This window comes from uncultured Victivallis sp. (assembly GCA_944389935.1).
GTDB lineage: Bacteria > Verrucomicrobiota > Lentisphaeria > Victivallales > Victivallaceae > Victivallis.
On record CALXOE010000001.1, the window covers coordinates 80,529 to 103,255 of the forward strand.

17 protein-coding genes are annotated in these 22,727 nt (G+C 60.4%); 11 read left to right on the forward strand and 6 right to left on the reverse strand.

Annotation, left to right across the window (positions count from 1 at the left end):
* The first annotated feature begins 2 nt into the window (after nt 1-2).
* The 3 genes from panC to Q0J85_RS00390 all read left to right on the forward strand — a co-directional run bounded on the left by panC (nt 3) and on the right by Q0J85_RS00390 (nt 3,362).
* Nucleotides 3-854: a pantoate--beta-alanine ligase gene (gene panC, locus Q0J85_RS00380; RefSeq protein ID WP_294477158.1), complete on the forward strand. Its 852-nt coding sequence runs from the start codon at nt 3-5 to the stop codon at nt 852-854.
* Nucleotides 851-2,140, forward strand: coding sequence for a histidinol dehydrogenase (gene hisD / locus Q0J85_RS00385; protein WP_294477161.1), 1,290 nt, complete (start codon nt 851-853; stop codon nt 2,138-2,140). The genes panC and hisD overlap by 4 nt, the downstream gene beginning before the upstream one ends.
* Nucleotides 2,141-2,222: 82 nt before the next feature.
* Nucleotides 2,223-3,362: a hypothetical protein gene (locus Q0J85_RS00390; RefSeq protein WP_294477163.1), complete on the forward strand. Its 1,140-nt coding sequence runs from the start codon at nt 2,223-2,225 to the stop codon at nt 3,360-3,362.
* Here Q0J85_RS00390 and Q0J85_RS00395 read toward each other — a convergent pair.
* Both Q0J85_RS00395 and Q0J85_RS00400 read right to left on the reverse strand, forming a co-directional pair.
* Nucleotides 3,329-4,228, reverse strand: coding sequence for a hypothetical protein (locus tag Q0J85_RS00395; protein ID WP_294477165.1), 900 nt, complete (start codon nt 4,226-4,228; stop codon nt 3,329-3,331). The genes Q0J85_RS00390 and Q0J85_RS00395 overlap by 34 nt on opposite strands.
* The gene (locus tag Q0J85_RS00400; RefSeq protein ID WP_294477167.1) at nt 4,225-7,089 is read right to left on the reverse strand and encodes a glycoside hydrolase family 2 TIM barrel-domain containing protein; all 2,865 of its coding nucleotides are present in this window, start codon (nt 7,087-7,089) and stop codon (nt 4,225-4,227) included. Before Q0J85_RS00400 ends, Q0J85_RS00395 begins: the two co-directional genes overlap by 4 nt.
* Before the next feature lie 242 nt (nt 7,090-7,331).
* Here Q0J85_RS00400 and Q0J85_RS00405 point away from each other — a divergent pair, with 242 nt between their 5' ends.
* The 5 genes from Q0J85_RS00405 to Q0J85_RS00425 all read left to right on the forward strand — a co-directional run bounded on the left by Q0J85_RS00405 (nt 7,332) and on the right by Q0J85_RS00425 (nt 12,358).
* Nucleotides 7,332-7,562 (forward strand): NifU family protein, encoded by a 231-nt coding sequence (locus Q0J85_RS00405; RefSeq protein WP_294477169.1) that lies wholly within the window; start codon nt 7,332-7,334, stop codon nt 7,560-7,562.
* 225 nt (nt 7,563-7,787) lie between these two features.
* Nucleotides 7,788-9,095: a trigger factor gene (gene tig / locus Q0J85_RS00410; protein WP_294477172.1), complete on the forward strand. Its 1,308-nt coding sequence runs from the start codon at nt 7,788-7,790 to the stop codon at nt 9,093-9,095.
* Nucleotides 9,096-9,257: 162 nt separating this feature from the next.
* Nucleotides 9,258-9,863: an ATP-dependent Clp endopeptidase proteolytic subunit ClpP gene (gene clpP / locus Q0J85_RS00415; RefSeq protein WP_294477174.1), complete on the forward strand. Its 606-nt coding sequence runs from the start codon at nt 9,258-9,260 to the stop codon at nt 9,861-9,863.
* Nucleotides 9,864-9,869: 6 nt separating this feature from the next.
* On the forward strand, nt 9,870-11,213 hold the full coding sequence (gene clpX / locus Q0J85_RS00420; RefSeq protein ID WP_294477175.1) for an ATP-dependent Clp protease ATP-binding subunit ClpX: 1,344 nt from the start codon (nt 9,870-9,872) through the stop codon (nt 11,211-11,213).
* Nucleotides 11,214-11,233: 20 nt separating this feature from the next.
* Nucleotides 11,234-12,358: a serine/threonine-protein kinase gene (locus Q0J85_RS00425; RefSeq protein ID WP_294477176.1), complete on the forward strand. Its 1,125-nt coding sequence runs from the start codon at nt 11,234-11,236 to the stop codon at nt 12,356-12,358.
* Nucleotides 12,359-12,402: 44 nt separating this feature from the next.
* On the opposite strand, the gene Q0J85_RS00430 is transcribed toward Q0J85_RS00425, so the two are convergent.
* Both Q0J85_RS00430 and Q0J85_RS00435 read right to left on the reverse strand, forming a co-directional pair.
* Nucleotides 12,403-15,357, reverse strand: a complete 2,955-nt coding sequence (locus Q0J85_RS00430; RefSeq protein WP_294477177.1) for a pitrilysin family protein — start codon at nt 15,355-15,357, stop codon at nt 12,403-12,405.
* A gap of 151 nt (nt 15,358-15,508) precedes the next feature.
* Nucleotides 15,509-16,198, reverse strand: coding sequence for a hypothetical protein (locus Q0J85_RS00435; RefSeq protein WP_294477179.1), 690 nt, complete (start codon nt 16,196-16,198; stop codon nt 15,509-15,511).
* Between Q0J85_RS00435 and Q0J85_RS00440 the strand changes: the two genes are divergently transcribed.
* Nucleotides 16,179-16,850: an AraC family transcriptional regulator gene (locus Q0J85_RS00440; RefSeq protein ID WP_294477181.1), complete on the forward strand. Its 672-nt coding sequence runs from the start codon at nt 16,179-16,181 to the stop codon at nt 16,848-16,850. The genes Q0J85_RS00435 and Q0J85_RS00440 overlap by 20 nt on opposite strands.
* Here the strand turns inward: Q0J85_RS00440 and Q0J85_RS00445 are convergent.
* Nucleotides 16,835-17,842 carry a Gfo/Idh/MocA family oxidoreductase gene (locus tag Q0J85_RS00445; RefSeq protein WP_294477183.1) on the reverse strand — a complete coding sequence of 336 codons (1,008 nt, stop codon included), beginning with the start codon at nt 17,840-17,842 and terminating at the stop codon, nt 16,835-16,837. The two genes, Q0J85_RS00440 and Q0J85_RS00445, sit on opposite strands and share 16 nt — an antisense overlap.
* The gene (locus tag Q0J85_RS00450; protein WP_294477185.1) at nt 17,839-19,230 is read right to left on the reverse strand and encodes an MFS transporter; all 1,392 of its coding nucleotides are present in this window, start codon (nt 19,228-19,230) and stop codon (nt 17,839-17,841) included. Before Q0J85_RS00450 ends, Q0J85_RS00445 begins: the two co-directional genes overlap by 4 nt.
* 311 nt (nt 19,231-19,541) lie before the next feature.
* Between Q0J85_RS00450 and Q0J85_RS00455 the strand changes: the two genes are divergently transcribed.
* Both Q0J85_RS00455 and Q0J85_RS00460 read left to right on the forward strand, forming a co-directional pair.
* Complete coding sequence (locus tag Q0J85_RS00455) at nt 19,542-20,273, forward strand: DUF1559 domain-containing protein (protein WP_294477186.1); 732 nt, start codon at nt 19,542-19,544, stop codon at nt 20,271-20,273.
* Nucleotides 20,274-20,291: 18 nt separating this feature from the next.
* Nucleotides 20,292-22,727 carry a DUF4962 domain-containing protein gene (locus tag Q0J85_RS00460; protein ID WP_294477189.1) on the forward strand — a complete coding sequence of 812 codons (2,436 nt, stop codon included), beginning with the start codon at nt 20,292-20,294 and terminating at the stop codon, nt 22,725-22,727.

Genomic DNA, 22,727 nt, shown 5'->3' on the forward strand with positions numbered 1-22,727 from the left:
TCATGAAGATCTTCAGAACGCCTGCCGAATTTCAGGCGTATGCGCTCGCGAACAAGCGGTCGGGCAAGACGACCGCACTCGTTCCGACCATGGGATATCTGCACGCCGGGCATCTGTCGCTGATCGACATCGCCCGGAAGAAAGCCGATATCGTGATCGTCTCGATCTTTGTAAACCCGATCCAGTTCGGGCCGACCGAGGACCTCGACAAATATCCGCGTGATTTCGAGCGCGATTCAAAACTCTGCGAGGAGCACGGCGCGGACGCGGTCTTCGCTCCGGAACCCGGCGTGATGTACGCACCGGACGCTTCGACCTTTGTGGAGGAGACCAGACTCTCGCGGCCGCTCTGCGGCGCGCGGCGGCCCGGCCACTTCCGCGGCGTCACGACCGTGGTGGCCAAGCTGTTCAACCTCGCGCTGCCCGACTACGCCGTCTTCGGCATGAAAGACGCGCAGCAGCTGCTGGTCATCAAACGCATGGTGCGGGATTTGAACTTCCCGGTGGAGATCATCGCTGCTCCGCTGATCCGCGAACACAGCGGACTGGCGCTCTCATCGCGCAACGCCTATCTCTCCGAAGATGAGAAAGAGCGGGCGGTCGTGCTCTCGCGCGTGCTCGACGCCGCGCGGCCGGCGCTGATCGAGGGGGGGATCGAAGCGATTCCCGCCGTACTCGAGGCGATGCGGCATGAGATCGAAAAGGCGGGCGGGCGGATCGATTACGTCGAAGCGCTCGACGCCTCGACCCTTGAACCGCCGACGGAAAAATCTGCAGACCTGCTCGTCGCGCTGGCCGTCTACTTCGGCAAAACGCGACTGATCGACAACACTCTCGTATGGGTGAAACGATGAAGAAACTTTATTACAACGCTCCCGGTTTTGAAGAGGAACTGCGGGCGCTGGCGGACCGTCCCGGCTACCCGCCGGAGATCGAATCCCAGGTTGCGGCCATCATCAAGGATGTCCGGAAAGAGGGAGACGCCGCCATCGTCCGATATGCCGCGAAATTCGATCACGCCGAACTTGATCCGTCCCGCTTCCGGGTGACGGAGGAGGAGATCGACGAAGCGGAACAGCTGCTTTCGGAACGGGAGAAGAAAGCGATCGATACGGCGCTCTTCCAGGTGCGCGATTTCGCTCTGGCGACGCTGCCGCGCCCGTGGAGCGCTTCGCCGCGCCCCGGGGTGACGCTCGGTGAGAAATTCACGCCGATGGATCGTGTCGGCGTCTACATTCCGGGCGGCACGGCGCCGCTGGTCTCGACCGTGCTGCACACGGCGGGGATCGCGGGGGCGGCGGGAGTCCGCGAAATCGTGGCGACCACCCCGGCGAACCGGGAGGGGAAGGTTCATCCGGCCGTGCTCTATGCGATGCGTCGGGCGGGGGTGACTGAGATTCTGCGGCTCGGCGGCGTCTACGGCGTCGCGGCGCTCGCGCTCGGGACGGAGTCGATCCGCCGGGTTGAAAAACTCGTCGGCCCCGGCAACGCCTACGTGACTGCGGCCAAGAAGCTGCTGTACGGCCGGGTCGCGATCGATATGGTTGCGGGCCCCTCGGAGATTCTCGTCATCGCGGACGCCCACGCGAATCCGGAGTTCATCGCGGCCGACCTGCTGAGCCAGGCCGAACACGGATCCGGACTCGAGCAGGCGGTGCTGGTCACGACCGACCGCGCGATGATCGAACGGGTGGAGGCCGCGTTCCGGCGGCAGAAAGCGACGTTGCCGCGCCTCGCGACGATCGAGCGCGTGGAGGAGCACGGAGTGTTCCTGATCCACGCCGCCGATCTCGAACAGGCCGCCCGCATCGCGAGCACTTACGCGCCGGAGCACCTCGAAATCCAGACGGAGAATCCGGAGGCGGTCGCGGCAAAGATCACCGCCGCGGGCGCGATCTTCCTCGGACCGTGGACGCCGGAACCGATCGGCGACTTCTGCGCCGGGCCGTCGCACGTGCTGCCGACCGCCTCGAGCGCCCGTTACTTCAACGGGCTTGAAACGGCCGGATTCTTCCGGCGCACGAGCCTCGTGAAATATGAGGAGTCCGCACTGCGCCGGGAGGTCGGCATCGTCGAGTGTTTCGGTGAAATGGAGGGACTCGCCGCCCACGGGCGCGCCGGAACGATCCGGGTGAAGTAGCCGGGTTGAGCTTGACTGCCCGGAAAGGCGGAGTATATTTATTCAGAACTCAAAATATTTCGTTTTTCCGGAGGAATTCTGTATGGAGAAAAAAATTCTGCTGTTTGCGGCCGCACTTCTGGCGGCGGTCGAGGCGTTCGCACTGCGCCCGGGCGATCCGGTCGAGGAGCTGATCGGGGTGAACTGGGTGCAGGGCGCTCCGCTCGCGATGCTGCCGCCGGAGAACCCGTCGCCCGACGACCCCGAGTTCAAGGTGGTGGTGTTTCTGCTGACCCGCGCCCAGAATACGGACGATACGCTCACGCTGCTGAATTTTCTCCGACGCACATTTGCGAACAGGGTGCGTTTCGCAGTCGTGACTCCGGACTCCGAAACCGATGTGAAAGAACTGCTCAAACGGCGCCCGGACTTCACCGCGAGTTTCGGGGTCGACACCAAACGGACGCTGACGCCGAAATACATCGGCAGCAGTCTGCTCCTGCCCCTTGCATTCATCACGGACGACGAGGGAGAGATCGTCTGGAGCGGAGAAGCGGCCTATCTCGGGGAAGCGCTGCAGAAGTGTCTCGACGGCACACTCGATCGCGATGCGCAGCGGAAACTCTCTCCGCTGCTCGATGAGCTCCCGACCCTGCTGCGCGGCGACAATGAATCGAGAATGCGACGTCTCGTCGATTCGATTTTACGGATCGAACCGGGTCAGCCGACCGCGTTGCGGATCCGGCTTTTCGTGCTCGAAAGCAGCGGCCGCGCCGATGAGGCGCTGAAACTTGTTCAGTCGCAGATCAAACTTGCGCCGCAGGTGACCCGGCTCTACTTTGAGGCGATGAACCTCATCGCCCGCAATCCGCAGCTCGCCTCGCAGAACGAAGCGGTCGTCCGCGCCTACACCGCGGCGGTGAAAAACGATCCCGACGCCGACAACCAGATGGCGTGGATGCTCCTGAACCGCCAGCCCGACGATCCGGAGGCGCTCAAGAGCGCCAAAATGCTCACCGCCCGCGCAAAAACCCTGTTGAAACATGACGCGCAGGGGGCATTGCGCGGTTCGTGCCTCAACACCCGGGCGCTGCTCGCCTACAGGCTGGGAAAGCTTGAAGAGGCAAAGACGCTTCAGGCGGAGGCCGTCCGCGTCTTTCAGGCTGCGGATCTGCCGGGGGCGGTCGCCGACGCGCAGCGGCGTCTCCGCTATTTTGAAACGGTGCTTTCGCTCGCACGCTGAGCGGATCCGGGCAGAATCTCCCACCGCTCATCGAGCCGGACACAGTCGCCGGGTTCGACCGGAGCAAGCGGTCCGAGCGATTCGATCTCGAGAAATCCGGGCATCGTGAAGAACTCCGCGTTGCAGCCGCCGTCCGGATAGGTCGCGGCGGGATCGAACGGGAAGTGCTTCACAAACCGCTCACCGGCGAGATCGTAAGCCGCCCAGCCGGCTTTCACGGCCGCGCCGAACTTCTGTTTGGAATCGTACCGGTTGTCCTGCCGCATGCGGATGAAGTCGTCCCCCCAGGTGAAGCGCGGGTCGGCCATCTTCGTGAACTGCCAGAGCACGAGCGGGCGCGCATACTCAAACGATTCGCCCGGCCCCTTGCCGTGCGGCACGTATGGTTCCTGCGGGACAACGAGTTCGCCGCCCTCGGCCATGACGGTCAGACACCAGGGCGCGAACGTGACCGCCCACGGATTTTCGTTGAAAATGCGGTGACGCAGAACGACTCCGGTACCGCTGCCGGGCAGAGAGATGTCGATCTCCTTGCGCAGCCCGGTTGAGCGTTCCGCCGCGCATTTGAGGGAGAGAGTCCGACCGTCCCATTTGTGCTTGACCGGCTCGACGTCGGGATAGTAGGTGCGCGGCCACACCTCAGGCGCATGCCAGAGACGGTGGCCGCCGTAGCTCTGCCACTGGTCCGGTTTCACGTCGGCCATCTCCTCGTCGAAATTCTTCATGAAATTCACGCCGCCGTCGATCCGGCGATAGCTGAGAATTCGGGGTCCGAGTCCGACGGAAACGATCAGCTCGACCGTTCCGTTCGACAGACGCAGACAGTTTTCCCAGTTCCGGTAGGAAATCGTATCGCAAAATGTCATTTCATCCTCTCCTGAATTGCCTGCCTCCCGCGGCGGAACCGGAAACGCGCCTCGATCCTCCGATTCGGGACACGATATGGATCGTGAACGTCGAGTCCCCAGCTGTTGTCGCCTCCGACGCCGCGCTGGACGTGGTCGAGCGTCAACTCCCAGATGCCCTCGTCATGCAGCTCCCCGGCGTGGCGTGCCCGCTCAAGCGATGCGGCCCGGTACGGGCGCAGCGTGAATCCGAACAGCCGATCCGAAGAGATCTCGAGCCGTTCCCCCGAAGCAGAGACGAGTGTAAGAAGCCGGACATCGATCCTCTGCCCGTTCTCCTGCGGCCGCGTGTAAGGTGTGGCGAGCGTCTCCGGCGCGTCCGCGGCATAACGCCCGACCAGCGCGGAACGTTTGCGGTCGCAATACGCCTCGTGCGGACCGCGCCCGTACCAGCGGAGACGCGCCACTGCCGTTTTCGGCAGCACGATTCGGAGTCCGACCCGGGCCACTTCGGGACAGGCGGGCTCGGGATCGAACACGAGTTCGGCGAGTGCGCCGTCCTCCGTCCGTTTCCAGACGAGCGAACTGCGGAAATCCCCGGGACGGCGCGCGCGGGTGCGACGGTCGAAGCCGCAGCCGCGATCGTTGTCGGTCTCGGCGCGGTCGAGAACGACCGCGGGCGGTTCCGCGAACGGCAGATCCGGTTCATTCTCTTCCACGGCGGATTCCGGTTCGACCCACATCGGATTCGGATCGGGGAAGAGTGTGAATGTCGGTTCCTGCCCGAGCGGCAGCTCCATTTCAGCGGAAGTTCCGAGTGCGATCCGCCAGAAGAGTTCCCCCGTTTCGGGCGGCTCCACCGGATACGGCACACACTTCGATTCGCCGGGTTCGAGGATGAAACTCCATTCGCCCGCGGCGATCTCTTCGCCGTCGCGCAGCAGTTTCCAGGTGAGCGGCTCCCCCGCGCTGGAGCGGAAAGAACGGTGCAGCGTCAGCGTGATCGTCCGGGCGGTTCGATCGAGCAGCGCTTTCAGCGGCCGGTGCACCCACTTCACTTCCGCGAGTCCCGGATTCGGCGTCCGGTCCGAACGCACGAGCCCGTCGCAGCAGAAATTTCCATCGTTCGGCCGGTCACCGAAGTCGCCGCCGTAACCGTAACCGCCGCCCGGCAGAGCGAGGGCATGTTCGCACCACTCCCAGATGAAACCGCCCGCAAGACAGTCGTGACGCCCGATCACATCCCAGTACTCCTGAAAGTTGCCGGTGCTGTTTCCCATCGCGTGCGCGTACTCATTCATGATGAACGGCTTCGTACTCGGACTCGGCCCGTGCTGGCGCGGATGCGGAATCTCGCCATGTTCGCCGATGCGGATCGCATTGTCTCCGGAATACTCCTCGAGCCAGCGCGGCGTTGGATAGGTCTGACTGTCGAAATCAGCGACGATGTTCATGTCGGCATACTGAATCGGCCGCGGATCGAGTCCCCGGATACGCGCGGCCATCGCCTCGAACGCGGTTCCGTATCCGGCCTCGTTGCCGAGCGACCAGATCGTGACCGAAACCGAGTTCCGGTCGGTCCGCACGAGCCGGTCGGCGCGGTCGACCGCTGCGGGAGTCCAAACCGGATCGTCGCCGGGAAGCACACAGGCGTGATAGGAGAGCTCGTGACTCTCGACGTTGGCTTCATCGATCACGTAGAGTCCGTACCGGTCGCAGAGTTCGTACCAGAGCGGATGATTCATGTAATGGCTGCACCGCACCGCGTCGAGATTGGCCGCTTTCATCATCTCGATATCGCGGATCATCGCTTCGCGCGTGACCGCACGGCCGCGCCGGGGATCGATTTCGTGCCGGTTCACGCCGTGCAGCTTGATCGGTTTTCCGTTGAACAGAAACGTCCGGCTGCGGATCTCGATCGTGCGGAATCCGGTGCGGAAATGGCGGATGTCGAGCACTTCACCGCCGCGGCGCAGAGTGAGCGTCACCGTATAGAGGTTCGGCGTTTCGGCGCTCCAGAGTTCGATCCGGTCGAGCTGCGCTTCGAGTGTCGCCCCTCCGGAAACGCGCGCGGCAATCCCCCCGGAAAAGTCGCGCACACACAGCTCGAGCGTACACGCATCGCTCCAGCCGGGGATCTCGCACCGCGCCCGGACCGTGCGACGCGCCGGATCAGCGCAGATCACGGCGTCCGCGAGAAACACCGGCGCAGTTGAATAGAGAAATACGGAACGGAACACGCCGGAGAGCCGCCAGAAATCCTGATCCTCCAGGTAACTTCCGCTCGAATATTTGCAGACTTCGAGCGCGACAAGATTGCTGCCCGCACACAGGAGCGGCGTGATATCGAACTCGGCAGGTCCCATCGAGTCCTCGCTGTATCCGGCGAACTGCCCGTTGATCCAGAGCCGGAACGCGCTCTGCACACCTGCGAAATGAATGACCGTGCGGCGTCCGGCCCACTCCCCGGGAAGCCGGAAACTCCTGCGCAGCTGTCCGGTCGGATTGCGTTCGGCAAACGCGGTCCAGTCGCGCGGCGGCTCCTCCATCACATGCGGCGGGTCGCAGCGGAACGGGTAAGTGATGTTCGAGTAGATCGGGGTACCGTAATTGGCGCACTCAAAGTTCGCGGGCAGCTCCATGCAATCCCAGGCGGAGTCAGCGAAACTGCAGGCTTCAAAGCCGTCGATTCGCCCGTCGGGAGTCGGAGACCAGTGCAGTTTCCAGCTGCCGTCGAGTGTCATGCGCCAGTCGTCGATGTCGTAGAGGAACTCTCCGGCCGGCAGTTCCGGTTTCCGAGACGGCCAGGAGGTGGCGCGGGGCGGAAGTTTGTGAATCCCGAATACGGCGGGATTTTCCAGCAATTCAATCAGATGATCCATGATTTTCCAGAGTGATCAAGTTTTGTTTCAACTTGATTAATGGAGCGCGGGAAAGCGTTTTTGCAACCTTTTCGGGCGGCAATCGGGAAAAAAAATATGATTTTTTATCCGGCAACTTGATTTTTCCATGATCCCGGCATATACTGTTTGACATAAGTAATGTCGAGCCGGTCGCGGAATCGGAATCGTGGAATTGTCCTCACCGCGCGGCTCATCACCAGAAACACCGGGAGCGATATAAGATGGATGAACTCAGCAAGAAAATCACGGATCGACTTGAAGAATTGAGAGTGCACCTGCAGGCGGATGGCGGCGACCTCGAAATCGTCGGCATCGACGGGAAGACCGTTCAGCTCCGGCTGCGCGGCGCCTGCGGCGGCTGCCCGCACGCGGCGATGACCATCAAGGGTGGACTCGAACGCATTCTGCGCGAAGAGATCGATCCGGAAATCGTCATTGAACGTGTCCTCTGAAGACTTTCTGCGGAGCGGGAAGCCGGGGTTCCGGGAGTTCGAGGAGCGGTTTTTTGCGGCCGGGATCGGATTTTCTGTTTTTTTTGTTTGAAAAACGGGAAAACGGGTGTTACATTAACTACTCTGTATCTGTAAGAGTTGGAAAAAGTAATGCAACGCCCGGCCGCAGCCGGAGAGCTTGAGCGGGAGCGACCGGAAGGCTTATAAAAGAAAGGTTTGATTCAGATGGCGAAAAGTCTGGTAGATTCCATGCAGATGGAAGTGCGTTCCAAGCAGCCGTGCCGCAAGGAGCTGGATTTTGTGGTTCCGGCGGAAACGGTCAAGAGTGAAATGGATAAGGTGCTTCGCGAATTTGCTTACGCGATTTCCATTCCCGGTTTCCGCCAGGGCAAAGCTCCTGCCGCGATGCTCAAGAGCAAATATGCCAACGAGATCCGTCAGGAACTCGAGCGCAAGATCGTCTACGCGGCGTTTGAACTTGCCGGGAAAGACGGATCGCTCGACATCGTGAGCTGCGGCATTGAGGGTGAGCCGAAACTCGAGTTCGACAAAGAGTTCAAGTTCACGCTCGGCGCGGACACGGCGCCGGAATTTGAACTTTCCGATTACAAGGCGATCAAGGTCAAGGAGGAGCTCGACGCGGTGACCGACGAGCAGATCGACGAGCGGGTGAAATTCTATCGCACGATGTACGGCAACTACGCTGAAGTTGCCGGCCCGGCGCAGAAGGACGACATGCTCAAGGTCAGCTACAAGAGCGACTTCGTTCTTCCCGAGGACGCCTCCGCGGCGCTGAAACGCCAGGTTGAAGCTGAAAACACGTTCCTGTGGCTCAGCGATCCGGAGACGATTCCGGGCTGCACCGCGGCGCTGACCGGAGCCGAAACCGGCAAGGAGTACACGTTCAAGGCTGAATATCCGGCCGATTACCGTGAAGCGGCTCTTGCCGGCAAAACGGTGGAGTACACGGTCAAGGTCGAAGGCATCCAGCGCCGCACCGAACTCAGCGACGAAGAGCTCGCGGAGAAAGCGCGCGTGAAATCCATTGCGGAGTTCCGCGATATGCTCCGCAAGGCGATGGAACAGGAGAACGCGGCCAAACAGCACAACGCGACCGTCGAAAAGGTCTACGAGGAGCTGGACAAGGCGATTGCGGAATTTGAACTGCCGCCGTCGATTCTCGCGGCAGAAGTCCAGAAAGAGCTCCAGAAAATGGCGCGTGAGGTCGTGAAGAGCGAAGAGGACGCCGAGAAGTTCAAGGCCGACCTCGAGGAGAACAAGAAGAAAGCGGAAGAGGCCGCGAAGAAGCTGCTGCGCCGCACGTTCATTCTCCGCCGGATCGCCAGGGATGAGAATATCAAGCTCGAAGAGAGCGAAGTCGATACCCAGCTCCGGGAGATGAGTCGCTACTACGGCTACAAGGAGAAAGAGTTCCGCTCGATGCTCGAGAAGAACGGCGGAATGGATGACATTCAGCTGGATATGCTCAGCAACAAGGTGCTGAACCATCTTGCCGCGATGGCGACCAGATAAACAGCACAAAGCGCACTTTCAAAGAGCCGGGTGGCGGACCGTTCCGGAACAGGGCGGCCCGACGCGGCTCTTTCTGTGTTTGAAGGGATTTTTTTGAGGAGGGCGCGGCGACGCGCCGGAGTAACTGCAAGCGTCAATCAAACAACAAGACGAGGTGACAGAATGAAAGCCAACTCTTTTCTGGTTCCCATGGTGGTCGAGCAGACCGGTCAGGGCGAAAGAGCTTTCGATATTTACAGCCGGCTGTTGAAAGACCGGATCATTCTTCTGGGAACGCCGATCGATGACGATGTCGCGAATCTCGTGGTTGCCCAGCTGCTGTTTCTGCAGGCGGAGGATCCGAAGAAAGACATCGATCTCTACATCAACAGCCCCGGCGGTTCGGTCACGGCCGGACTCGCGATTTACGACACGATGCAGATTCTTTCCTGCGATGTGAAGACCTACTGCGTCGGTCAGTGCGCTTCGATGGGGGCGGTTCTGCTCTGTGCCGGAGCGGCTGGCAAGCGGTTCGCACTGCCGAACAGCCGGATCATGATCCATCAGCCCTGGGGCGGGGCGCAGGGGACCGCCGCCGACATCGACATTCAGGCGAAAGAGATTCTGCGTCTGAAATCGATGCTGAACGGCATCATCTCCTCGCACACGAAACAACCGATCAAAAAGATCGAAAAGGACACCGAACGCGATTTCTTCATGGGCGCGGAAGAGGCGGTCAAATACGGCATCGTCGACAAGGTGGTGTCCAAACCCTCTCAGGAGAAGTAACGAGCCATGGCAGGAAAACGCGGCAACGACAATAAACTCATGTGCGCTTTCTGCGGAGCGCGCGAGGGAGACGAACCGCAGGTGATTTTTGCTCCGAGCGGCTACGAGGGACTCGCGATCTGCTCGAACTGCCTCCGCAACGGCTACGAAGCCCTCTGCCAGGAGAAACAGGCGAAGCGGAACGTTCCGCCCGTGCTCGGACTCAAGGTGCCGACGCCGGCGGCGATCAAGGCGGAACTCGACGCCTATGTCGTCGGCCAGGAACGGGCGAAACGGGTTCTTGCCGTGGCGGTTCACAACCACTACAAACGCCTGCAGACCCAGGCGGGAGTCCACAGCAAGGCGAATGCGGAGCTGTTCAAGGATGTCGAGCTCGACAAGAGCAACGTTCTGCTGCTCGGGCCGACCGGCAGCGGCAAGACGCTGCTTGCGCGGACGCTTGCCAGGCTGCTCGACGTGCCGTTCGCGATCTGCGACGCGACGACGCTGACCGAGGCGGGGTATGTCGGCGAGGATGTCGAGAACATCATCCTGCGGCTTTATCAGGCTTCCGGGAACGATATCGACCGGACTCAGATCGGCATCATCTACGTGGATGAGATCGACAAGATCGCGCGCAAAACGGAAAATGTCTCGATCACGCGCGATGTCTCGGGCGAGGGGGTGCAGCAGGCGCTGTTGAAGATTTTCGAGGGGACGATTGCGAACGTGCCGCCGCAGGGCGGACGCAAACATCCGCAGCAGGAGTTCATCCGGATCGACACATCGAACATTCTGTTCATCTGCGGCGGGGCGTTCGTCGGACTCGACAAGATCATCCAGCGCCGCTGCGGCAAGCAGGTGCTCGGCTTCAAGCGGCTCATCGACGACGAGGCGGAAAAGGCGGAAAAAGCGGCTGAAAATCTCGAGAAGAATCCCTATTCCAAGTGCGAGCCGGAAGATCTGATCCGGTTCGGGCTGATTCCGGAATTCGTCGGCCGGCTGCCGGTTGTGACCTCGCTCGAGCCGCTCGATCGGGACGACCTCATCCGGATTCTGAAGGAGCCGAAGAACGCGCTGATCCGCCAGTATCAGCGGCTGCTTGCGATGGAGGGCGTCACATTGGAATTCACGGATGATGCGCTCATCGCGCTGGCCGACAAGGCCGTGCAGCGCGGAACGGGCGCGCGCGGATTGCGTGCGATTCTGGAGGAACTCATGACCGATGTGATGTTTGAAGCGCCATCCGCCGAGGGAGTTACGCGGTGCGTGATCGATGCGGACGCCGTGCGCGGAGAAACTGCGCCGAAGCTGCTCTCCGACACGGTCAAACCGGTCACACGCCGGGTGATGAAGAAAGCCCAGGGCTGACCAGAGGATAATCATTACAGATGTCTCGTTCGGTTGATCTCAAGACGCAGGTCATCAGCGTAAACGCCCCGTCGGCGGGGCACCGGGACGACCGGGATATTTTTGCGACGCTGCCGATCAAGCCGCAGGAGCGCTACAAGTTTCTCCGGAGCATCGGATTCGGCGGGATGAAGAGCGTGCTGCTGGTATTCGATTCCGATACCGGCCGTGAAGTCGCGATGGCGATCATGCCGGATTTCCGGGAGCGGCCGCGCGCGGACCTCGAGCGGTTCGTGCGCGAAGCGAAACTCACGGCGCAGCTGGAGCATCCGAATATCGTGCCGGTGCACGATCTCGGGGTCGACAGTTCCGGCTCGCCGTTTTTCACGATGAAATTCCTGCATGGTCAATCGCTCGCATCGGTGCTGCGCCGGCTCAAGAAAGAGGATCCTGAGACGGTTCATCGTTTCAGCCAGCTTCGGCTGCTTCAGGTGTTCATCCGGATCTGCAACGCGATCGAGTTTGCGCATTCACAGGGGATCTGCCATCTTGACCTCAAGCCGGAAAATGTGAACATCGGCGAATACGGCGAAGTGCTGGTGCTCGACTGGGGTCTGGCGCGCTCGCTGAATCCGGATTCCCCCGTCGCCTCTCCGAACGTCGAGGACGTCGATGCGAACGGGCATGTAAAAGGGACGCCCGGGTATATGGCGCCGGAGCAGATCCGGATCACGCACGAACACCCGGTCGGTTTTGCCTCGGACATCTATGCGCTCGGCGGGATTCTCTATGCGATGCTTACATTGAGCAATCCGCTTGCGGCACTTCCGATGGAAGAGATTCTGCGGCGGACCGTCTCAGGGGAAATTGCACCGCCGGGGGCGGCCGCTCCCGATGACCGGCATGTTCCTGCCGCCCTCGAGGCGATCTGCCAGAAAGCGATGGCGCTCAACCCGGATAACCGATATCAGAGCGTTGCGGAGCTGCGGGAAGATATTTTCGCATTCCAGACCGGCTATGTGCCGAAAGCGGAAAACGCCTCCCCGTTGAAACATGCCGGAATGTTCCTCGGACGCAACCGGCTGATCGTGCTGCTGCTGCTGACGTTGATTCTGGCTGCGGCGCTGGCGACACTCGCCTACTACTATTTCGATGCGATCCGGTGACCTCCCCGCCTGCGGGCGGGGAGATGTGTGTGAACTGCGGAGTTTCAACGCGGGAAAATCTCGTCGACCGACAGCCGCGTGACCGGTCCGAACATTTCGAGCGCTTTCCAGTCAACTTTATCCGCATCGCCGACTACGAGGAGGGCACGAGGCCGCGGCTCGATCTCGCTTTGGTAGAACTCCTGAAGATCGGACGCGGAAACACTCTGAAGCTGCCGGTAAGTCACCTCCCGGTAATCCGGGGGGAGCTTCATCTTCCGGAAGTTCTCCGCCAGATCCAGGAGCGCCTCATCGTGCCAACGCTCGGCGGCCTGCGATTTCAGCAGCGTATCGCGGCTGTTCTCAATCGCGGCCGGATCGACGGGGAATCCCATCGCGGCGACCGCTTTCATCGCGTCCGCGAGCTTGTCGGCCTGCGTCGAAAGATAGATCATGAAAAAGTGTCTCTCCGTCGGCTCCTCCGGAGTCACATAACTCGAATAGCAGCTGTATGCGAGCGAATTGGACTCGCGCAGCTTCCGGAACGTGACCGACGCCATGCCGCCGCCGTAGTAACGGTTGAAAAGAAACCGCACGCCGACATTGTCGGGATTGAACCGCGCCCCATCGGCAAGATAGAGCAGTCTCAACTGGCTGACGTTCGGGACGTGTACAAAATAGACCGCCGGAGCCGTGATCGGCTGCTCCACAGGCCGCAGCGGAGGCGGAGGATTCCTCTCCTCCGACGGAGGCAACGGCGGGATGAGCCTCGCGGCGATGCGCCGGAGTTCCGGCAATTCCGGGCCGTAGTAGTCGACGCGGACCGGGAAACCGGTCAACCTCCTCAACAGCGAAGTGACCTCATCCGCCTCCACCTTTTCGAGCTCTCCGGCGGAGAGGGTGGATCGCTTCAGATACTCCGCCCCGTAACGCACGCAAGGGAGGAGTCCCGAGAACAGAACCGAATCCGGATTCTCCTTTTCCGCCCTGCGTTCGAGCAGGATCTTCCCGGTGAGCCGTCGCAGGGCGTCGGGATTGACGGCGGGGGAACTCAGCATCTCGTGCGCGATTCCGGCGATGGCGGGCAGATTCCGGGCGAGGCCCGTGAGGGTCACGACCGTCTCCTCCCTGCCGACGGCGATCGACACCGAACCGGCGAGTTTGTAAAGTTCGAGCTTCAGCGCCTCGGCGGAACGCTGTTCCGTCCCGGCGACTGCGCTGTACTCGCCGGCGAGCGGCAGCAGACGGTTGTGGCGGCTGCCGACCGCAAAGCGGTAACGCAGCTGGAAATAGTTGTCGCTGGAATTCCGAACCAGATCGAGTTCAACGTCTCGCCCCCCATGCCCGCTCGAGTCATCAGAGCGAAATTCACCGTGAGCCCGGATTGTGTCACGCTGAACTTCCGTTTCGAGATCGGGGAACTCCGGCTCGATCTCCGAAACCTCCATCGCCGCAAGTTCCTGGAAAAACGCCGAATGTCCTTGCGCGGTCACGAGCGGCGTAAGCGGCGGTTTTGCGAGTTTTTCGGCGGGCGCAAGCGGTCCGTTTTTCCGGAAAAACACCAGACGGTCCGGACCGAAATGCGTCCGCGCGAATTCGACGAGTTCAGCTTTCGTGATCGATCTCAAGCGGGCGGGAGTCCCCGCCGCGTCGGGCCAGTCGATGCGCTCGAGATAGCTGTCGAGCAGCTGATCGGCGCGGAAATCGTTGTTCCGCAGCGAACGGGATCGGTCGAGCTCGGCGTGGTCGAGAATCGCTGTGAGCAGCCAGTCGGGAAAGTCGCCGCGTTTGAGCTTTTCGATCTCGGCGTCGAGCAGTTCGAGCGCCTGTTCCGGGGATTCGCCGGAGTTCGGGGTCGCGCTCACGAGCAGGTAACCGTAGACGCCGGGCTTGCCGCCGCTGCCCGCGCCGGAGTCGGCGACTTTCTGCGGGATGTTCAGATTCTGGTCGAAAATTCCGGCCGATCCGTTCGACAAAACCCGCGCGGAGAGTTCGAGCAGGTCAAGCTCCCGCAGCGTCGGCTTGACGATCCGCCAGGCGACCGCGCCGAGTTCGTTCTCCGGCGCGACCAGCGTGTGGACGCTCTCCCCCACGACCGGTTCGAGCTCCGGCAGGGTAGAGGACGGCACTTCACGGGCAGGGAGTGTGCCGAACGTCTGCTCGATCATGCGCAGAGCCGCGTCCGGATCGAAGTCGCCCGCAAGCGCGATCACCATGTTGCCCGGCACGTAATAACGACGGTAGAACTCCATCACGCGGCGCGGCGACGGATTTTTCAGATCTTCCGGCAGGCCGATCACCGGGCGACCGTATGGATGGTTCGGAAACAACGCCCCGAGCAGCAGATGGGAAAAACGCGCATCGGAGCGGTCCTGATAGAGATTGTACTCCTCGAACACCGTCTCGAGCTCCGTGTGGAAACCGCGGAAAACCGGACTCTTGAACCGGTCGAACTGAAGCCGGATGAATTTCTCGAGCTGATTGGCAGGAAATGTGTTGAAATAAACCGTCCGGTCGAGGCTCGTGTAGGCGTTGAGCCCGCTGCCGCCCATCGCGTTGACAGCCTGGACGAACTCGTTCTGGACGGTATATTTCCCCGCCTCGGCCGAGAGGCGGTCGATCTCGCGGTAGAGCTCCTGCCGCTCATCGGGGTCGCGACTCGCCTCGTGGCGGTCGTAGAGCTGTTCGATCCGCTCGAGCAGCGGCCGCTCCGCCTCAAAGTCGATCGTCCCGAGCCGCTCGGACCCCTTGAACAGCAGATGCTCGAGATAGTGCGCGAGCCCGGTCTTGTCGGCGGGATCGTCCCCGGAACCGACCCGGAACGCGATGCAGCCGCGGATGTTCGGCGTCTCGCGGTTGACCGAGAACGCCACCGTGATTCCGTTGTCCAGGCGGTAAAAACGCGCCTGCATCGGGTCGTCTGCAAGCGGCGTCCCGAACAGCCCTGTCGCCCCGGGAAGTCCCGCCGCGCATACCACGCACAGCAGTACCGCCAGAGCGATTTTATAAAATAAACGCATATGGTTTCCTCCTCTTCTTCCTCATCTTCCCCGGGAGCCCGCCACGGGCGATTCCCGGAAATGTATGTTTCAACATAGTGCTTTGCGCCGGAAAATCAAATCCGAACAACGCAAACCGGGAAAAAAAGAGGAGAGAAAATCCATCCGGAAATCAATGCAGCGGCTTCATGTCGGAAAAAAAGATCTGAAGTCCGGAGACATACAGCGCCGCATTCCCGGAAGCCACGGCCTCCCCCTCCCCGGTGCGCGGAACTGTGACTCTCGCAACCTCAGCTCCATCCAACGTGTGGAGAATTCCCGTCACGGCCTGCGCGGACACAGCGATGCTCATCCGATAGTCCGTGCCGTATTCCCAGCGGAACTCGGCGCGGTGTTCACCGGGGGCAATGCCGTCAACGGCTCCCCAGCGCCCGGCCTTTTGCTGCTTGAGCTCGAGAAAACGGCGGCCGTTCACCCCCGGTGCTTCGCAGAAAGAGAAGAGAAAATAATTCCGCTCATCGCGGCAGACGGCGATTCCGCCGCTTTTCCAGTTTCTCTCCGGAGCACGGCTGCGGACCGGGCGGACCCGGACTTCCCATCCGCTCCCCTCTTTCACGGCGTATTCCGGCAGCACCTGCAGCGCCGTCCACGATTCGGCCGTCCCGGGCGAGATGACTCCGGGAGGAATCTCGCGCGTCGATCCCGGCGTCAGGCGGACGGTATAAGTCAGCCGGCCGTCGGCAGGGACGACAAGTTCGCAGCCGATCTTCCTCAAGCAGAGGGATCTGGTATTCATCAACCCGAACGTGCCGCACTTGTTCATTCCGAACGCGGAAACCGGAGTGGAACACACCTCCTGCATCTGGCGTTTCCGGGACGCGGAGGGAAACTACGGGCTCTTTCCGCTGCAAACCCTCAGCGACGGCAGCGATACGCGCGACTTCATCATCAAATCTTTGACCGACCTCGAAGCCTCTGGATTCCAGCGCCTCCACCGTCAGGCTGAAAACTACTACAACGAAAGCCGGCGTGAATTCAAGCTCTCCGGCCCGGACGAGAGAAATACCGGCTCGCTCTTCGATGCCACCAGCAGCTTCTTCAAACTCTGGCTGACCGGATTCAGCCTCGTTATGGATACCGACAGCCGAATCCCGCGACTGCAGAGCGATTCCCGTTCGTCCATCGTGGAAAACATCCACAAACTCGTGGAGATGAACTTCAATCTGACCGGATTCAGCGTCAACTATCTGGCTCAGGAACTGCAGATGCACCCCAACTACCTGAACACCCTCTTCGCCCGGGAAACCGGCTACTCCATCGGCCGCCTGATCCGGAACTACCGGCTCGAATATGCGAAAGATCTGCTGCAGCGAACCCGGCTCAGCATCGCCGATATCGCGGGCAAGGCGGGTTTCTCCCGCCACAACTATTTCGCGCGAATCTTCAAGGCGACCACCGGCATGACGCCGCATGAGTACCGGAAACAACTCTCTCCCGGTCAGGACCCGACCTGAACCGCCGCGACCGGGGCGAAAATCGCACGGCTGACCATCTCCGTCACCCGCACGGTGGAAACAACACGTTCCAGATCCGCGTTCGCCGGATTGAACTGCCCGCGCCTCACCATCTCAACAAAGGCGAGGTTTTCGTGATAGAACCCACCCAGGAGGAACGACTCATCCTCTCCGGCTGCGCCCGCCATCGGGATTTCGCGCAGCAGACGACCCTTGTGGTAGAGCACGATCCTGCCGGGAATATCGCTTGTCCCCAGGGCAGGCAGTTCCAGTGTCATGGCGTAATGCTCCGAAACCATGTGAATCCGCTCAAAACTGCAGCCAGACTGCGGGCAGAACAGAAACTGCGTACAGATGTTCCCGCTCATCTCGCACCACAGCGAAAGCGTCGTGCATTCACCGGCCTGGTTTCGCTGCAGCTGAATTCTCGATTCCGTATACGACGCATCCGCAAGAAAAGCGACCAGATCGATCCCGTGAATCGCCGTCGTTGAGAAATCCGGATCGTGCCGGTTGTGGCGGTAGAAATCGCAGCGAATACTCTGGAGCTTCTCCGGAGGAACCAGCTGCTGCCAGAGACGGCGCGCCTGCGTGACCAGCGGCATGTAACGCCGGTTGAAAGCGACCAGATGAGGCGTCCGCCGCAGTCGGTAAGCCTGCAGCAGCAGATTGTGCTCACGTATATTTCTCCCCGGGGGTTTTTCCAGCAGAAGCGGGATGTTGCGCCGGAGAATCGCACTGCCGATCTCGGCGGTCATGGCTTCCGACACGAGCAGCGTCACACCGGACGGCTGCTCGAGGTCGAGCATCTCCTCATAATCCGTATAAACCCGCCGGAAACCGAACTGCCGGGAAAACTGTTCCGCCCTCCCGCGCCGGATGTCGCATACGGCAGCCAGTTCCAGATCCGGCTCCCGCGCGGCGATCGCCGCCAGAGCCGGTCCATGCGTCAGGGCCGCATGCGCGCCCGCGCCGATCGTGACGATTTTCATGATTCCTCCATCCGCACCGCGGGCGCCTGATATCCGGCGTCACCGCCCAGAGCCTGATATTTTCTGTATACCACCAGCAGAAATGCAATTCCGAGAAAGGAAAACAAAGCCCCCGCATACCAGACAAGTTCATAGCAGTGTCCGCTCAAATCCAGAATTCCGCCGACAACCGTCGAGACGAACACCCAGCTCAGTGCGACGATAATCGCCATTGCGGAATTGAACTGCGCGAACAGCTCCCGCGGAAACAGCTTCTGCGCATAGGAGGCGCTCAGCGTAAAGTAACTGCCCGTCACCACCCCGTGCAGAATCATGATGATCGCAAAGGAGAGCTGCCCCCGGATGAAGAAAATCCCGCAGAGCGACACGATTCCGTACAGGAAAATCGACACCAGCCCGGTCCGGATCGGGTGAAACCGGTCGGCCAGCATCCCGAGAAAATAACTCAGTGCCAACGATATCAGATAGGTGTAAGCCAGATATTTTCCGACATCATCCATATCCACTCCGATGCTTTCGGCATAGAAAATCACGTAGGCGTTGAAAGGGATGTTCGCAAGCCCGCAGGTCACGTAAGCGAGAATCACCCAACGGTAGAACGAATGCCCGAAACATTCGACGAAATACCGCTTTGTCGCCGCAACCACCCCGCGATGCGTCTGTTCCTCGGCTACCACGGCCGGATACTCCCCCTCTTTCACCTTGAGACAGATGGTGACGAACCCCGCCGCATAGACGACCGCCAGTCCCGCGAAAATCAGGAAGAAGTTCTGCTCCGCTATCCCGAACAAATAATAATTGAAGAGAATCCCGGCAATCAGGCTCATCGCCCGGAACAGCCCGAAGAATCTCCCGAGGAATTCCCGGGGTACCACGTCGTTGACCAGAGCGACGAAAATACCGTTCGCAAGAGTCGTTCCGAAGTCGAGCATGAACCAGAATACGCAGAACACCGTCAGCGCCGCCGTCCGGTAACTGCAGAAATCCGGCCCGAGTCCCTCACTGATGAGCCGCCCGAGAAACGGCGCCGCCCCGATCCCGAGCATTCCGACCGTCACAAATGGAGTCGTGAACCAGAGATACGGAATCCGGCGACCCCACCGCCCGCGATGCCGGCCCGACCGGTAACTCACGATCGGAACCAGAATGATGTTCGTGATATTCGGAATCGTCAGAATGATGAGTCCGTAGAGAAAATCCGACACCTTGAACGACTTGATCATCAGCGTCGCGACGCTCGCGGCAGCCCGCTCCTTGAGCGACCAGGCAAAATCTCCCCAGAGCAGCCAGCCGAACAGAATCGCAATCCCGGCCGCCGTATAAGTCAGTGTCCCGACCCGCCAGATACGTGGAGCGGTGACGGTGTTTTCCGTCGGACCATGTTTCATTTTCTCTCTTTCATCCCGGATTTGGTTTCATGAGTTTGTCGCTTTTATTATAGCGAAATATCCGGGAATCTACAATGATGAAATTGTCAGAAAATTGACACGAATCCTCTTTTTTTTGACAGAAATGAGAAAAGTATCATTTTTCTGAATTTTTCATTATTGTACATTTACACCGCTTTCAGTATAATAAGGGATGAAAACAAAAAACGGGCCGGAACAGCTCAATGAGAGCGAATCAGGGACCGTAGAAAAGTATCAAGATGCACAATCGGATTTCGGAAGAAAACTCAATCAACGGAAAGGAATTTTGTATGGGAAAACAGATCCGGAAAACAGTCGGGCGCTTTACATTGATCGAGCTCCTAGTGGTGATTGCAATCATCGCAATTCTGGCATCGATGCTGCTGCCGGCGCTGCAGCAGGCGCGCGAAAAAGGGCGGCAGTCGAGCTGCAGCGGAAATCTCAAGCAGATCGGTATGGCTGCCCAGATGTATTCGGGAGACGCGAATGATCTGATCGTTCCGGCGGGATTCGGCGTCAAATGGTCGAAAGTCTGGGGCTGGTACAATCTGCTCGGACCGTATATGGGGCTCTCAAACCTGCAGAATCTCGGGGCGGAGGGGGGCGAAGTCGTCTATCCCAAAATCTTCTCCTGCCCGTCGGTCACGCGGGAGAGCTACGATGAAAACGGGTGGGATGCTCTCGGCAATGTGCGCGGAAGCTACGGCATCAACAGCAGTTCAGACAGCGGAGCGGGAGTTTATCTGGCCGGTTCCTTTGAGCCGTGCGGCAAAATCACCAATTTTCGGAACGCGAGCAAGACATTCCTCTTCTCCGAGGGGTACTGGCAGCTGAGCCGCTACAAGCTCGTACAGACTCCGAACGACCGGAATTCTGACGGCAAACTGCTGCCGAATCCGCACGGCGAAGCGCGGAACGTCGGATATCTGGACGGACACGTCGAGTTTTACCGCGGCTATCTGCCGACATTCGACTGGAGCAACAAAAACGCACAGCTCTTCTACCTTGGACGCATGTACTGAAGAAAAGCGGGGAATTTTATGATGAACAGACTCTTTCTCTCTGCGGCGGCGGCGATGACGGCGCTGTGTCTCTCCGCGGGGAGCACGGAACCGGAGAGTGCCGTAGCCGGAGATACCGAAGCGGCACGTCTCGGAATCGACCGCGAACCGGTTTTCCGCGTCAATCTGCCTTACCAGCCGGCGGACGGCTCGAAACCGGAACTGAATCCGACCCCGTTCTGCTGGCTGCCCGCGACGGGATGGAGTCCGGACAAGATCAGCTATTCCCTGGAATACTCCCGGGATCCCTCATTCCGTTCAACCGATACGGTCCGCCGAACCGGACTGAAGATCCACACCGAGATTCCGGAAACCGTCCTCGAACCCGGCATCTGGTACTGGCGTTACGGCGTGGAACTCCCGGACAAAACCGTCTGGAGCAGAACCAGGCGCTTTGAAATGCGCCCGGGCCTGCCCGAATTTCCGTTTCCGACCCGGGAACAGATGACCGCCCGGCTGCCGAAGACCCATCCCCGCCTCTCCATCACCGCCGAACAGCTCCCGGCGTTCCGGAAAAGAGCCGCGAACGGCGACCTCAAAGCGGTGACGGAAAACCTGAAGAAAACCATGGCCGAACACATCGGGCGCGAACTGGTGCCGGAACCGCCGTTCCTGCCGCCGCGGGACGATCCCAAATGGAGTGAGATGTACACGAAGATCTACTCCACGACCCGGCCCGATATGGCAAGAATGGAGAGTTTCGCCCTGCTCTACCTCCTGACCGGCGACCCGCTCTACGGCAATGAAGCCAAACGGCGCGTGAAATACTTCTTCAGCTGGGACCCGAAAGGATCGACCTCCATTTTCCACAACGACGAGCCGGCCCGCAGCATCATGTCACAGGGCGCATGGGCCTATGACTGGACCTACGACCTGTACACCCCGGAGGAACGTACGGAGATCGAGAAAACTCTGCTGGCGCGCATCCGGGAAAACTACGAGTATCTGCGCCGTAAGCCAATGGACAACAACCCTTATGAGAGCCACACTCACAGCTTTGTCGTCTACATGACGCAGGCGGCGATGGCTTTTTACCCGGAGCATCCGGAACTCTGGGAGGAGTATCGTTACGGTCTGCAGATGTTCTGGGCGCATTTCCCGAGCTGGGCGGAGAGCGACGGAGGCTGGAACGAGGGTCCCGGTTACTGGGCCTATTATCTGGTCAACGCGCTGCGGCTCGTAACCGACCTGCGCACCGCCACCGGAATCGACGCCGGGAAAAAACCGTTCTGGCAGAATACCCCATACTACGTGTTGTACGGCTGGCCCGGGCGCTCGAAACAGGCCTGTTTCGGCGATGACGCCAACCCGCGTTATCAGGCGATGGTGCTGCGTGATTTCGCCGCCTGCCTCAACAACCCCGACTTCCTCGCGCCGGCGCTCGATCTCAAACTCGGCCGCTGGAATCAGATCAACAATCTGCTCCCGGAGTACGACAAACTCGGAAAACCTGATCTTGCCAAACTCCCGCCCGCCCGTTATTTCAAGGGGATCGGGTTCGTCGCCATGCGAACCGACATGGGGAATTTCGACAATGACATCGGGCTGCTCTTCCAATCCAATCCGATGGGGGTGCAGTCCCACCATCACCAGTCGCAGAACTGCATCATGCTCGAAGCGTATTCGGAGCCGCTGGCCATTTCGAGCGGACATTACGACTTCTATGGTTCACCGCACCACACCGGGTGGATGCAGCAGACCAGGTCGCGCTGGGGAATCACATTCGACGGCGGCAAGGGGCAGTTCCGCAGCCCGGAAGCGGTGGGAGCGATCACGAAGTTCTCAACCGGAAAGGATTTCGATCTCGCAGTCGGCGACGCCTCCCGTGCCTATCGCGAACTGGACCGCTCGCTGCGGACCATCGTCCACGTCCGCCCCGGAATCTTCGTGATCCGGGACGAAAATTCCGCCCCGGAGCCGCACGTATTTGAATACAATATGCACGCGGTCCGGCCGGGAACGGTCGATGAAGCGGATCAGAGCGTCACCATCCGGATGGACAAGGCGTTCCTGAAAGTGAAATTCTTCGCCGACTCGCCGTGGAAATTCCACTCGTTCGACAAATTCCCGATTCCGATCATCAACGCGCGCGGCCACAAGGACGTGGAGAAACTCTGGCCCGAACAGTGGCACTGCGTCGCCTCCGCACCGGCGCCCGCGACGTCGATGGATCTCATCTCGGTTCTTCTGCCGGGCAGAGCCGGCGAAGAAAACCGAATCCCCCGGGTCGAGAAACTCGACAGCGCCACCGCGCATGGCGTCCGGCTCACATTCGCGGACGGCTCCGGCGCCATCGTCGGATTCTCGAAAACGGACAAGGAGTGCGAACTTGCCGGAGTGCGCAGTTCGCAGCGGGTGTTCGCCGCCAGATTCGACGCCGCCGGAAAAATCGGAGCGACGCTCGGCGTGGAGTGA